This is a genomic window from Tenacibaculum profundi (genome assembly GCF_057162725.1).
Map to the genome: position 1 here is coordinate 1,362,002 of NZ_CM169894.1, position 12,948 is coordinate 1,374,949.

Annotated in this window: 13 protein-coding genes and 1 pseudogene; 2 read left to right on the top strand and 12 right to left on the bottom strand. The window is 31.8% G+C overall.

Annotated elements, in window-relative coordinates:
• Positions 1 to 70 precede the first annotated feature (70 nt).
• From rimO to AC2GW8_RS05455, 9 genes and pseudogenes are all read right to left on the bottom strand, one after another.
• Positions 71 to 1,387: a 30S ribosomal protein S12 methylthiotransferase RimO gene (rimO, locus tag AC2GW8_RS05415; protein ID WP_440881762.1), complete on the bottom strand. Its 1,317-nt coding sequence runs from the start codon at positions 1,385 to 1,387 to the stop codon at positions 71 to 73.
• A gap of 57 nt (positions 1,388 to 1,444) precedes the next feature.
• A complete protein-coding gene (locus AC2GW8_RS05420; RefSeq protein ID WP_440881763.1) occupies positions 1,445 to 3,100 on the bottom strand; it encodes an amidase family protein in 1,656 nt (551 codons plus the stop codon).
• Between the two features lie 135 nt (positions 3,101 to 3,235).
• Positions 3,236 to 3,403, bottom strand: coding sequence for a hypothetical protein (locus tag AC2GW8_RS05425; protein ID WP_440881764.1), 168 nt, complete (start codon positions 3,401 to 3,403; stop codon positions 3,236 to 3,238).
• A gap of 219 nt (positions 3,404 to 3,622) precedes the next feature.
• Positions 3,623 to 3,949, bottom strand: a pseudogene (locus AC2GW8_RS05430) (trehalase family glycosidase).
• Positions 3,950 to 4,638: 689 nt separating this feature from the next.
• Complete coding sequence (gene ftsY, locus AC2GW8_RS05435; RefSeq protein WP_440881765.1) at positions 4,639 to 5,592, bottom strand: signal recognition particle-docking protein FtsY; 954 nt, start codon at positions 5,590 to 5,592, stop codon at positions 4,639 to 4,641.
• 168 nt (positions 5,593 to 5,760) lie between these two features.
• A complete protein-coding gene (locus tag AC2GW8_RS05440) occupies positions 5,761 to 5,913 on the bottom strand; it encodes a DUF4295 domain-containing protein (RefSeq protein ID WP_440881766.1) in 153 nt (50 codons plus the stop codon).
• A gap of 26 nt (positions 5,914 to 5,939) precedes the next feature.
• Positions 5,940 to 6,122 carry a 50S ribosomal protein L33 gene (rpmG, locus tag AC2GW8_RS05445; protein ID WP_440881767.1) on the bottom strand — a complete coding sequence of 61 codons (183 nt, stop codon included), beginning with the start codon at positions 6,120 to 6,122 and terminating at the stop codon, positions 5,940 to 5,942.
• Positions 6,123 to 6,152: 30 nt separating this feature from the next.
• On the bottom strand, positions 6,153 to 6,392 hold the full coding sequence (rpmB, locus tag AC2GW8_RS05450; protein ID WP_093669052.1) for a 50S ribosomal protein L28: 240 nt from the start codon (positions 6,390 to 6,392) through the stop codon (positions 6,153 to 6,155).
• 82 nt (positions 6,393 to 6,474) lie between these two features.
• The gene (locus tag AC2GW8_RS05455; RefSeq protein ID WP_440881768.1) at positions 6,475 to 7,722 is read right to left on the bottom strand and encodes a CinA family nicotinamide mononucleotide deamidase-related protein; all 1,248 of its coding nucleotides are present in this window, start codon (positions 7,720 to 7,722) and stop codon (positions 6,475 to 6,477) included.
• Positions 7,723 to 7,819: 97 nt separating this feature from the next.
• Between AC2GW8_RS05455 and AC2GW8_RS05460 the strand changes: the two genes are divergently transcribed.
• Both AC2GW8_RS05460 and AC2GW8_RS05465 read left to right on the top strand, forming a co-directional pair.
• Positions 7,820 to 8,605, top strand: coding sequence for an SDR family NAD(P)-dependent oxidoreductase (locus AC2GW8_RS05460; RefSeq protein ID WP_440881769.1), 786 nt, complete (start codon positions 7,820 to 7,822; stop codon positions 8,603 to 8,605).
• Positions 8,605 to 9,579, top strand: a complete 975-nt coding sequence (locus AC2GW8_RS05465; RefSeq protein WP_440881770.1) for an NAD-dependent epimerase/dehydratase family protein — start codon at positions 8,605 to 8,607, stop codon at positions 9,577 to 9,579. Before AC2GW8_RS05460 ends, AC2GW8_RS05465 begins: the two co-directional genes overlap by 1 nt.
• 23 nt (positions 9,580 to 9,602) lie before the next feature.
• Here the strand turns inward: AC2GW8_RS05465 and AC2GW8_RS05470 are convergent, their stop codons facing one another.
• The 3 genes from AC2GW8_RS05470 to AC2GW8_RS05480 form a co-directional block, all read right to left on the bottom strand.
• On the bottom strand, positions 9,603 to 10,211 hold the full coding sequence (locus tag AC2GW8_RS05470; RefSeq protein WP_440881771.1) for a fumarylacetoacetate hydrolase family protein: 609 nt from the start codon (positions 10,209 to 10,211) through the stop codon (positions 9,603 to 9,605).
• Positions 10,212 to 10,321: 110 nt separating this feature from the next.
• Complete coding sequence (locus AC2GW8_RS05475; RefSeq protein WP_440881772.1) at positions 10,322 to 11,365, bottom strand: M12 family metallopeptidase; 1,044 nt, start codon at positions 11,363 to 11,365, stop codon at positions 10,322 to 10,324.
• Between the two features lie 663 nt (positions 11,366 to 12,028).
• Positions 12,029 to 12,868, bottom strand: coding sequence for a 1,4-dihydroxy-2-naphthoyl-CoA synthase (locus AC2GW8_RS05480; protein ID WP_440881773.1), 840 nt, complete (start codon positions 12,866 to 12,868; stop codon positions 12,029 to 12,031).
• Positions 12,869 to 12,948 lie beyond the last annotated feature (80 nt).

Genomic DNA, 12,948 nt, shown 5'->3' on the forward strand with positions numbered 1-12,948 from the left:
AACAAACTCTTATAATTGATGATTATTAAATCGCTTTATCTGCATCAGCTGTAAAATATTGTAGCTATTATTATGAAGTTACTGGTTTTCCATGTAAATCAAAATCACCGGCTTCGAATATTTTAATATCTATAAATTCTCCTAACTTGATGTAATGATCTTTGGCGTTTACAAGTACATCATTGTCAACATCAGGAGAGTCAAACTCAGTTCTTCCATAATAATATTCACCATCTTTCCTATCAAACAAGCATTTATAAGTGTTTCCTATTTTTTCTTGATTTAACTCCCATGATATTTGTGATTGTACCTCCATAATTTCATTCACTCTTCGAAATTTAATATCTGCAGGTACATCATCTTCAAGAGCATAGGCTCCTGTATTCTCTTCATGTGAATATTCAAAAGCTCCTAACCTTTCAAAACGCATTTCTTCTACCCAGTCTTTAAGTTCTTTAAACTGTTCTTCAGTTTCTCCAGGGTATCCAACAATTAAGGTGGTTCTAATAGCCATATTAGGCACATATTCTCTGAACTTCCTAATTAGTTGAGTTGTTTTCTCATGGGTTGTTCCTCGCTTCATAGATTTTAAAATCTCTGAATTAATATGTTGGAGCGGTATATCTAAATAATTACAAACTTTAGGTTCATTTTTCATCACTTCTAATACATCCATTGGAAAACCAGTTGGAAAAGCATAGTGTAAACGAATCCATTCAATTCCTTCAACTTTTACCAATTCCTTTAGTAAGTCTGCTAGGGCTCTCTTTTTATATAAATCTAATCCATAATATGTTAAATCCTGAGCTATCAGCATTATTTCTTTGATACCATCAGCCGCAAGTTTTTTAGTTTCAACAACTAGATCTTCAATAGGTGTGGATTTATGCTTTCCTCTCATTAGGGGTATTGCACAAAATGAACAAGGCCTATCGCAACCTTCAGCTATTTTTAAATAAGCATAATGCTTTGGAGTTGTTGTTAATCGTTCTCCTACAAGTTCATGCTTATAGTTAGCTTCGAGGACCTTCAATAGATTTGGCAAGTCATGTGTTCCGAAAAACTGATCAACATTCGTAATTTCTTTTTCTAAATCAGGTTTATATCGCTCACTCAAGCAACCTGTAACAAAAACTTTATCTACATCGCCAGCTTCTTTTTTCTGAGCATAATGTAAAATTGTATCAACACTTTCCTCTTTAGCTTTACCTATAAAACCGCAAGTATTGATAACTACAATATTACCTTCATCATTTTCGTCTTCATGTACAACATTTTTACCATTTGCTTTTAATTGTCCCATAAGAACTTCGCTATCATAAATGTTCTTTGAGCACCCCAAGGTAACCACATTGATCTTATTTTGCTTTATTGTTTTTGTACGCATCTTCAAAAAATTCTGAATACAAAAGTAGGACTTTTTAACGATTTAATTCTCGGATGTCTACTGATAGTTTTTTGGCATCTTTCTTACCTTCGTTAATTGTTCAAATGCAAATGCAAATGCAAGCATTTCTTTTTCTGTATTTGGCCGTCCGATGAATGTCAAACTAACTGGCTCTCCATGTTCTTTATATTGCATTGGTACTGTAATTGTTGGGAATTTTGCTACGGCAGCAACAGCAGAATGTGTATTATTTATAGAAAGTATTACATCTACTTCGTTAGCTTCTAAAGCTTTAAAATACTTCCTCCCTCTCTTTATTAAATTTTCTCTTACAGTAACCAGTTGTATATCTGATGTCGTATCATTGACAATTTTCTCGAATAACTGTTGTCCATATGGAGCACGCTTTAAAATATTCTCATTATTGAAATTCACAACGTTCCCTAGAGTAATAATATCATTTTTATTTAAATCTAGCCTCTTAAAATAGTTAGGAAAGTCACGTTTCATATCAGCAGCGAGCAAGGTCAAGAAACCATCGTAATTCATCTCTTCTGGCGCAAGTTTAATTATATTGGCTCCTACTTTTGCAATTTTCTGAGCTGATTTATTATAAATAGAATCTTGGAGCAAATCCGCAATTACTCCTACTCTTTTCTCTTTCAAAAAATCATATTTTTTTTCGAAATCAATGTATTGATCATTTGAAAAGTTAGCTAGCACTTGCGTTTCATCATTTGTATCTAACCCTATTAAGGCTTCTAATAGAATAGCATTATCTATGACGCTTTTTGTCATTGGTCCCGGAGTATCTAAAGTATTTGAAATAGGAATAATGCCAGACCTACTTAACAATCCTATTGTTGGTTTTAATCCCACTACAGAATTCATACTTGATGGCGATGTTATAGAACCGGCAGTTTCTGTGCCTATCGCTGCAACAGCATAATTTGCTGCAACTGAAACGCCACTTCCTGAACTTGAGCCTCCAGTTTCAAACTCTTTCCTTCCATAGGGGTTGAGTGTTTGTCCACCCAAAGCACTATAACCTAATGGACACCCCTCACAAAAGAAATATGCCCACTCACTTAAATTTGCCTTCCCTAAAATTAGAGCTCCTGAATTTTTTAAACGTTCAACTATAAATGCATCCTTTTTGGGAAGATGATCTTTCATAGCAACAGCTCCGGCTGTTGTGTTCATATATTTGGTATCAATATTATCTTTAAGGATAATAGGCATTCCATTAAGTGAAAACTTAGATATCCCTGAAGCCTTGTTCTGATCCTTTTCTCGCGCTTGATTTAAAACGTTAGGATTCAAACTTATCACTGCATTTAAATACTTAGTACTATCCCTCTCGAACTTCAGAATTCTATACAAATAAAATAATGTTAACTTTTCATACGTTAACTTTCCCTTCATAACGCTTTCTTGTATTGATGGAATATCTTTTTCTAGTATCAAGGGTTTTAAAATATTATATTCTTCTTCAGAAAAACCTTCCAAATCCTTCATAAACGGTCTAAATTCCCTATTCAAATCAAGGTAATTTGATTGTATAAGTTTGAATTTCATCCTTGGGTTTTCATGACGCTGCTGCTCTAAAATTTCAGTATCTTCATTATACCTTTTAAAATAATCAATTTTACGAACTTCATTTTTACAACTTATAAAAAATACGATTGCCAAAAAATAGTATATGTTTTTCATGAAAAATTTCTTAATAAATATTAAACTTATAGTTTTGAACTAAATGACTCGATACTTTTTTAAAAATACATTTTTTAAACGAAAAACTCCTTGAAGATCAATTAAGTCGCGTAATTTAGCTCTATCCACTTATTTTCAACAATTTATCTTCCAATTTAATCGATGCGTTTGTCCATCCGAATCCACCTTATTTATATACTTAAAATGAGTTTCTAAATCTCTATGCTCAGCAGAAACTTTATGGGGCACTACAATGTTGATTATTTTTGGAATTAAACCATTACAATCAGCTACAGTTCTCATGCATAACTACATCCATCTGTAAATTAATTCTTAAACTACATTTCCGAAGTAATAACTGAGCTAACATCAACAAGGCAATATTATGTGAAGCGACCAACCAAAAGGGCAATCCTATTATGGTTCTGGTTCCTTGTCAAACGTACTTACTTTCAACATGAATGCTAATCCACTCTTACAAATAAACCTCAACAAACACCTTATTATCATTAAATTAGTTTGTTATTGATTACAAATACCTGTCCATAACGGATAAAAGTTAGTAATAAGGATATACTTTCTTTTCTTATTAAGGCGAAAATCATAATCGTATAATTTGTTTTCATCATCGCTCTAGATTAAATCGTTCTTTCTTTCTCGAACCTTTACACACCAATCTTCAGAAGTTAATACCTTAACTTCAAATTGAAATCTATAATCAAAATATTGTTTTGTAAGGAAACATAAATCCATTTCATATTTGTATGATAAACTGTTTAAATCTAACGTATTTAAGTTAGAAGATATATTATCAAGTCTTGTCATTGTGTCATTACCACTTTCCCTCATACTTCTATCATGTTCAAAATACTCTTCTATTTGGCTATCTTTTTTTGATTTAGTTTTTTATCAGTTCTGCTAAAGAGTCACCATATTTTTCAGCAAGATGTTAATATAATCTTGAATTGATGTATTAAATTTTTGATAAAATATCAAAATCTATTCATTGATCTAAAGAAGTTATAAACGATAAGCAAGTAGCATATAATGGTGTTTCATACTTAATAAATAAAGGTTACAAAAAAATAGCACATTTTAGAGCAAGACTGATACCTCAGAATTGAATTGATAGATTTTTAAGTTACCAGAAAACGTTAATTAACAATGAATAAAAGGTTTATATAAATTGTATTAATAATTCAGGTTTTAAAGATGGCTATATGGCAACGAAAGCTCTATTAGAACAACATTAAGATACTATTTTATTTTTACGATTAGGGGTATTGGAGCAATTAGTGCTATGAAGTGTTTTGAAGACAAAGAAATTGATGTCTCAAAAGACATTGCCGTTTTTGATTTTAGTAATTAATTTATGCCGTCAATTATAACACCTGAACTATCAGCTGTAATCATTCAGAAAAAAAGTGGATAAAAAAAGCTGTCAACTTTTACTTAGAGAGATTAAATCTAAAACAGAAATACCTCCTAGCATTGTAACACTGAACAAATTTAATTATTAGAAAATCTACCTGAATCTATTATTTAAAAAAACTATCTATAAACTCGAACTTATTAAATACCTGTAAATCATCAATCCCTTCTCCTACTCCAATATACTTAACAGGGATTTGAAACTGGTCAGAAATACCAATCACAACGCCTCCCTTAGCCGTTCCATCTAATTTTGTTACAGCCAAAGAAGTCACTTCTGTTGCTTTCGTAAACTGTTTTGCCTGTTCAAAAGCATTTTGTCCTGTTGAGCCATCCAAAACCAATAAGACATCATGCGGTGCATCAGGAACTACTTTCTGCATAACCCTTTTTATTTTAGATAACTCATTCATTAAGTTCACCTTATTATGCAAGCGCCCTGCCGTATCAATTATAATAACATCTGCTTCTTGATTTATTCCTGAAGTTACTGTATCAAAAGCTACAGAAGCAGGGTCGGATCCCATCTCTTGACGTATAATCGGAACCTCTGTTCTATCAGCCCATACTTGTAACTGATCAATTGCAGCCGCTCTAAATGTATCTGCTGCTCCAAGAACAACTTTTAGCCCTCTTTTTTTAAATTGAGAAGCAAGCTTTCCAATAGTTGTAGTTTTTCCTACACCATTTACCCCTACAACCATTAAAACATAAGGCTTGGTATTTTTAGGTACAGTAAACTCGGTATCATCTTCAGAATTTGTCTCAGAAAGTAGTCCTGCTATTTCATCTCGTAATATTTTATTAAGCTCTTCTGTACCTAGATATTTGTCGCGAGAAACACGTTTTTCGATTCTTTCAATAATTTTCAACGTAGTATCTACTCCAACATCAGAAGATACTAATACTTCTTCTAAGTTATCAAGCACATCATCGTCCACTTTAGATTTACCTGCAACAGCCTTAGTTAATTTCGAAAAAAAGCTTGATTTCGTTTTTTCTAAGCCTTTATCCAATGTTTCCTTTTTCTCTTTCGAGAATATTTTCTTAAAAAAACTCATAATAAAACATATCGGTTTCACATTTAAACTATAACTCCTGAAAAGATTTTTTATCGTTTCTGTAGTTACATTATATGTAAAATATTATAATCAAAAATACTGATTTTTTACATACAAAAAGCTACTTTCAATAATTGAAAGTAGCTTTTTCTAAACTGTATACAAGAATTACTTTTTTGCTAAAAAGTTGTTAACTTGTGTAGGATCCATTATTGCTTCAACAAACGTATAAGCTCCTGTTTTCGGAGATTTTACCATTTTTATTGCCTTTGTTAATCTTTTTGACCCTGTTTGTAACGTTGCTACTGATTTCTTTGCCATTTTATATAAAATTTATGCCGTAGCTTTTATTTAATTTCTTTGTGAACTGTCATTCTTTTCAAAACTGGATTAAATTTCTTTAATTCCATTCTGTCCGGAGTATTTTTTTTATTCTTAGTAGTTATATAACGAGAAGTTCCTGGTTCACCAGTTCCTTTATGTTCAGTACACTCTAATATTACCTGAACTCTGTTTCCTTTTTTTGCCATCTGTTTATATTTTTATCTGGTTTTAAGGAATTACTTCGTTAAGAAACCTTTTTCTCTAGCTTCTTTAAGAACAGCAGAGATTCCTTTTTTGTTAATATTTTTTAATGCAGAAGCTGAAACTTTTAATGTTATCCATTTATCTTCTTCTGGTATATAGAAACGCTTAGTCATTAAATTAGCGTTAAACTTTCTTTTAGTTCTATTTAGGGCATGAGATACGTTGTTACCTACCATCGCTTTTTTCCCTGTTAATTCACAAACTCTAGACATCTTCTTGACAGTTTTATAGTGTTATTTCTAAACGAGGTGCAAATATACTAATTTTTGAAAGAATTAAACAACATATTACATATTAATTTTCTAGAATATTTCTTTGCAAAAGCTCCAAAGCCTTTGTAACCGTTCTATTTATTACCTTTTCTCTAGGTTGTCCAAAATCAAATTTTTTCACATCAACCTTGTCTCCATTTGCAATGGCAATATAAACTACTCCTATATCTATATCATTATTGTCAGTAGTTGGCCCTGCATTCCCTGTAACAGCGATAGAATAATCTGTTTTTAGTTTTTTTCGTGCATTAACGGCCATTGCTTTTGCTACATCAAAACTCACTGAACTATTATTAATAATTACCTCTTTAGGAACATCCAATAACTTTTCTTTTAAGCTAACATTATATGTTATATAGCTCCCTTGATAATATGCTGAAGAGCCTGGGACGGAAACAATAGTTGATGCTATTTTTCCTCCGGTCATGCTCTCTGCTGTACACAATGTTTTGTTATTTATTGTCAACAACCTACCTACACTCTTTTCTATTGAATCACCTTCTTCTAGTCCTAAGGTTATGTCTGTTATGTATTCATTTAATTCTATTATTTTTTGTTCGATCTCTTGTTCTAAAACCTCTCTATTATTTCCTTTAGCCGAAAGCCTTAACCTTACTCTTCCAAAAGACGGTAAATATGCTAGCTTTATATGAGTTGGTAAGGCTTCCTCCCAATCTACTATTCTTTCAGCAATTACGCTTTCTCCTGTCCCATAGGTCATTATTGTTTTGTGAATAATAACAGGAAGCTTAAATTCTTTTTCTAACCTTGGTAAAACTTCATTTGTAATTAATCCCTTCATTTCGTACGGAACTCCAGGCAATGAGATAAAAACTGTATTATTTTCATAAAACCACATACCTGGGGCTGTCCCAAAACGGTTCATGAGCATAGTTGCTTTTGATGGAAGTTGTGCTTGATATTTTTGGACTTTATTAAAAGGATGATTTACCTTTTTAAGAATACGTTCAATATTTTGAATAACTTCAGGATACTCAACTATTGCTGAATCTTTAAAGTATTCTGCAAGTGTCTTTTTTGTTATATCATCTTTTGTTGGCCCTAACCCTCCAGTTAAGATTACTATATCTGCTCTATTTTGTGCCTCTGATAACGCATTTAATATATGCTGTCTTTCATCTTGTATGGACGAAATTTGATAAACGGCAACCCCTATTTTATTTAATTCTTGTCCAATCCATTGCGAATTTGTATCAACAATCTGACCTATCAAAATTTCATCTCCTATGGTAATAATTTCTGCTTTCAAAAGTATCTTTTTACAGTATTAAACAAATATAAAACTAATATCTCTTAATAAAGCGTCACAGAACATATAGTTTTTAGTCTTTATTGAAAAGAATAGAATGAATACTAATTTTGCTTTGATTACCGGTGCAAGTACCGGTTTAGGTTTGGCACTTTCAAAAGAACTAGCCCATAGAGGATATAGTTTACTATTAGCCTCTTTACCCGGTGAAAATCTGAAAGAAGTAACCACTACTATTCGAAAAAAGTCGAATGTGGAAGTAATTTATTTTGAAACAGATTTAACAGAGCAAAAAAATATAATTGATTTGTGCAATTGGGCAAACCAATATCCCATTACTGCACTTATCAATAATGCAGGCTGCGGTGGCTCAAAAAAAATCTCTGAGGCCTCAATACAATACATACATACTATTATTGAATTAAATACAGTTGCAACCTCTTTAATAACGAGATTACTCCTACCAAACCTAGAGCAACAAGAAAAGAGTTATATTTTAAATGTATCCAGCATGGCGGCTTTTAGCCCGATTGGCTATAAAACAGTATACCCTGCCTCTAAGAAGTTTATTGAACATTTCTCTTTAGGCCTAGCGGAAGAGCTTAAAAATCAAAACATCTCCATTACCATATTATATCCTGGACCTATGAAAACAAATAATAAAGTATCTTCTAGAATTGAAAAACAAAGTGCTTTTGTAAAATTTGGAGTAGTTGACACAAAAGTTATAGCCTTTCAGAGTATTGAAAGTATGCTACACGGAAAAATGCGCGTAATACCTGGGAAGATAAATAAATTGAGTAAATGGATTTTATATTTCCTCCCTTTAAAAACGAAAATAAGACTACTTAGCAAAGCCATAAAAAAAGAAATAGAAGCGTAATGAAAGTTTTGGTTACTGGAGCTAATGGATTGTTGGCTACAAATATTATAAATTTACTCCTTAAAGTGGATCAAAAGGTAATTGGTTTCTTGCGGAATAAAAAAAGTTTTGCTTTATTCGGTCACAAGAATTTGATTTTAGCCACAGGAGATATTACCAAACCATTATCGTACCTGCATCTTCTTGAAAAAGTGGATTGTATTATCCATGTTGCTGCACTAACTAGCCAAAATATCGTTGATTATGACGTTTACGATAAAGTAAACAACCTTGCTACAACACAACTGTATAAAAGTGCCATAAAAAACAAAATAAAACAGTTTATATACGTAAGTACGGCAAATTGCTTTGGATACGGTTCTTTAGAGTCGCCCGGGAAGGAAACCATAAGCATAAAAACACCTTTTGACAAGTCTTTGTATGCAAAAAGTAAATTGGCGGGACAAGATAATCTTTTAGAAATAGCTAAAAACCACTCTGCAACCAAACTGGTAATTGTAAACCCAACATTTATGATTGGAGCTTACGATACCAAACCTAGCTCTGGAAGACTAGTATTGAGTGCCTATAGGAAACGAGTAATTTTTTATCCACCGGGAGGAAAAAGTTTTATTAATGTTACAGACGTAGCTGCTGCGGTTATAAACTCTATTGCCTTCGGAAAACACGAGGAGTCTTATATTTTGTCTGGAGAAAACTTAACATATCTAGAATTCTATAAAAAAGTAACTTCGGAATTAAAACAAAAATCTATTTTTATTAGAATTCCAAAATACTTGCTATATACCATCGGTTGTTTTGGTAATCTACTGCGTTTTTTTAAAATACAAACAGATATATCGTTAACGAATATTCAAACATTGTGTACTCATAACTATTATTCTAATCAAAAGGCATTACAAGAATTGAAACTACAGCAAAATCCTATTGAAAAGGGAATTTCCGAAGCTTCAAAATGGTTTAAACTAAAATAGCGTTTCCTTACAAAATCTTGTCTTTATTTAATTTTAATTCGAAGCGCCTCTTTATCCTCAATTGTTCCTACGAGAACATCATTTTCTCTAACGCTTCCCACACCAGCTGGAGTTCCTGTAAAAATAACATCCCCTTTTTTTAAAGTAAAATACTCAGATACATAGCTGATTAATTCATCCACTTTCCATAACATTGATTTTGTATTGCCTTCTTGAACTACTTTTCCATTTTTTATCAACTGAAAAGTAAGATTATTTAAATCTAATTCTTCTTTTGGATAAAACATTCCAATCACAGCACTACCATCAAAAGATTTGGCTTTTTCCCATGGCAATCCTTTTTCTTTACATTTTGCTTGAACATCACGAGCTGTAAAATCAATTCCTAAACCAACCTCGTCGTAATACTTGTTTGCAAACTTTGGCGAGATATATTTTCCTACCTTATTTATCTTAACTAAAACTTCAATTTCATAATGGATATCGTTTGAAAAAGGAGGAATAAAAAAAGGGTGATTTTTAGGTAAAATGGCTGAATCAGGCTTTAAAAAAATAACAGGACTCGTAGGTTTTTCATTAGCAAGCTCTTCAATGTGGCTTGCGTAATTGCGGCCAATACAAATTATTTTCATTAATTCTTTTGTTATGTTTATAATCTTCTTTGAAACAAAAATATCATAAAAAAAATATTGATAGTCTAAAAAGACTATCAATATTCTGAAAGGATATTTAAATTATTTTTCTAAACCCAATACCATCGTCCGTTAACGTTCTTAACTTGTCTCCAGCCTGATCTGGTCCAATACCACCACACATCATGGTATCTATAAACTCTCAAGCCGTCTATTCGATAGTACTGACCATTAACATATTTGACACCGCCTCCACCAGAGCCTGAACCTGAACCAGGATACATCTTATTTATACCTTCAATATCTCCTGAAGACAGACCTTTTCTATTAGTCCTGTAGGTACTTCCATTCTTCTTAGTAATTGTCGGCCTACCATTTCTACTAAATGCATAAGAACTATAAAGCATAACTGAATTAAAATCTAATGCCCTTGTGTACTCATCTCCATCTCTACGCCTTTGTGAATACGTTTGGAAATTATGTGCCATTCCATTCGTTATATTATTAAAATTAACTGTTAAGTACCTATCGCGATCCTTTCTACTTTGTTCGTGATATAAGCCTACAGCATGCCCAATTTCATGTATTGTAGTACCTGTATTACATCCAGAGGCTAAATTTATATCTTGTCTACCTCCAATCATTCCAACGTATGAAGAACATCCTCTACCTGGTCTGAAATAAACATAATTTCTTTGATTAGTTCTTTTAACAAACTTAACATTAGTATTTGCTTCCCAATGTCTTATTGCATCTGTTACCCTGTATTTGTATGGTAAATTTGATGCAATACTATAGTAAACAGTATTGTTAGGCCACCTTGCTCTAGTACGTCCAACGCTTCTAGATGTATTAACATCGTCTCCTTCGTTGTGGATTAAATCTTCAACGTGATCAGTTACAAATTTTTTATCTAAAATTATATCTCCTTCGTAAACATAATTACCATCGATATTTTCATAGATTACTTCTGATCCTTCATAATAGCCTTCTTTAATTTGTCCACTTAAATCAGGAAAAGCTTGTTCAACTGTCTCTAAAGAGGCTGCATCAGGACCGTCAAACTTATTCTCACTATTACACGACATCATGAGAACTGTAAGAACAGATAATTTTAAAAAGTTAAAGTTTCTGAATTTTTTCAGTTTTTTCATTTATAAGGGTTTTTTTGTTATTAATTCAGCAAATATTATCTAAAAATATTAAATAATAATCATTTAGTTTTATTTCATACAGATTTACAATAATTGTTATATTTAACTTTTATTGTTTCAAATAAGAAATAAATAACAAAAAGTAAATCTATCGCCTTTATTTTCTATTAAAAAAGACAATCTAAAACCAACTTAATTTTAAAAATTTAGTAAAAAATTATGATTTTTTTTACAGATTCCACTTTCACTTTTAACTGTAATACTTATCCAAAATATAGTAGGTTAGAGCATGAGTGATTATCAGAATGTGTTAAAGGGTTTCAATAAGTAAAATTTCAAAATAGCCTTTGCATAAGCTTGACATATTTTTTTAAATAAACTAAAGGTAGGTAAAGAGTGAATTTAGCAAACAACTCAATATAGTTTTCATTTCAAGATAAAGCACTAATTTATATCAAAAAATAACTCTAATTAGTTCTGGAAAACATTTTATAACTATTAAGAACATTTCATTCAGAGTATAGTAAAAATCCTTTACCCTGAATAAAATCAAGTCTAAATAATTTTATCTTTTAGTGATTTTTATAACAAAAAAAAAATTCAACTACTCTAACTAAGTAAAATAGTTGAAATTCAGAAAAAACTACATTTCAAATTAACGTGTTATGGAATCCATTTCTTTTCAAAATTAGGTCTGCGCTTTTCCAAAAAAGCATCCCTACCTTCTTTCGCTTCATCTGTCATGTAGGCAAGTCTTGTAACTTCTCCAGCAAAAACTTGCTGTCCTACCATTCCATCATCAGTTAAATTCATAGCAAACTTTAACATTTTTATTGATGTTGGGGATTTTTCCAATATCTCTTGAGCCCACTTGTAAGCTGTTAACTCCAAATCAGCATGTGGAATTACAGCGTTAACCATCCCCATTTCATAAGCCTCTTGAGCAGAATAATTTCTCCCTAGAAAAAAAATTTCACGTGCTTTTTTCTGACCTACCATTTTAGCTAAATAAGCTGAACCATAACCTGCATCAAAGGAGGTTACGTCTGCGTCAGTTTGTTTAAAAATAGCGTGTTCCTTACTAGCTAGGGTTAAATCACAAACTACATGTAAACTATGACCTCCCCCGACAGCCCAACCTGGGACAACACAAATCACTGCTTTTGGCATAAATCTAATTAAACGCTGAACCTCTAAAATATTTAATCGATGGTAACCATCTTCCCCGACATATCCTTGATTTCCTCTAGCGTTTTGATCTCCTCCAGAACAAAAACTCCATACTCCATCTTTAGTCGAAGGCCCCTCTCCAGATAATAGAACAACACCGATTGTTGTATCTTCATGCGCATCTTTAAACGCATCTAGTAATTCGCTTGTTGTTTTTGGTCTAAATGCATTTCTGACATTTGGCCTATTAAATGCAATTCTTGCAACTCCATTATATTTTTTATAAGTAATATCTTCATATTCTTTTACAGTTTCCCAAACAGGTTGTACCATAATTTTAATCTAAAATCATTAATAAAAACAAAAATAACATAATAATTTATTTTCTTTTTATATTTGTCTACTATAAATCA

What these genes read in the sequence shown, in the direction of transcription:
- rimO (WP_440881762.1), bottom strand. Translation starts at nt 1,387, where the DNA reads ATGCGTACAAAAACAATAAAGCAAAATAAGATCAATGTGGTTACCTTG.
- AC2GW8_RS05420 (WP_440881763.1), bottom strand. Translation starts at nt 3,100, where the DNA reads ATGAAAAACATATACTATTTTTTGGCAATCGTATTTTTTATAAGTTGT.
- AC2GW8_RS05425 (WP_440881764.1), bottom strand. Translation starts at nt 3,403, where the DNA reads ATGAGAACTGTAGCTGATTGTAATGGTTTAATTCCAAAAATAATCAAC.
- ftsY (WP_440881765.1), bottom strand. Translation starts at nt 5,592, where the DNA reads ATGAGTTTTTTTAAGAAAATATTCTCGAAAGAGAAAAAGGAAACATTG.
- AC2GW8_RS05440 (WP_440881766.1), bottom strand. Translation starts at nt 5,913, where the DNA reads ATGGCAAAGAAATCAGTAGCAACGTTACAAACAGGGTCAAAAAGATTA.
- rpmG (WP_440881767.1), bottom strand. Translation starts at nt 6,122, where the DNA reads ATGGCAAAAAAAGGAAACAGAGTTCAGGTAATATTAGAGTGTACTGAA.
- rpmB (WP_093669052.1), bottom strand. Translation starts at nt 6,392, where the DNA reads ATGTCTAGAGTTTGTGAATTAACAGGGAAAAAAGCGATGGTAGGTAAC.
- AC2GW8_RS05460 (WP_440881769.1), top strand. Translation starts at nt 7,820, where the DNA reads ATGAATACTAATTTTGCTTTGATTACCGGTGCAAGTACCGGTTTAGGT.
- AC2GW8_RS05465 (WP_440881770.1), top strand. Translation starts at nt 8,605, where the DNA reads ATGAAAGTTTTGGTTACTGGAGCTAATGGATTGTTGGCTACAAATATT.
- AC2GW8_RS05470 (WP_440881771.1), bottom strand. Translation starts at nt 10,211, where the DNA reads ATGAAAATAATTTGTATTGGCCGCAATTACGCAAGCCACATTGAAGAG.
- AC2GW8_RS05475 (WP_440881772.1), bottom strand. Translation starts at nt 11,365, where the DNA reads ATGAAAAAACTGAAAAAATTCAGAAACTTTAACTTTTTAAAATTATCT.
- AC2GW8_RS05480 (WP_440881773.1), bottom strand. Translation starts at nt 12,868, where the DNA reads ATGGTACAACCTGTTTGGGAAACTGTAAAAGAATATGAAGATATTACT.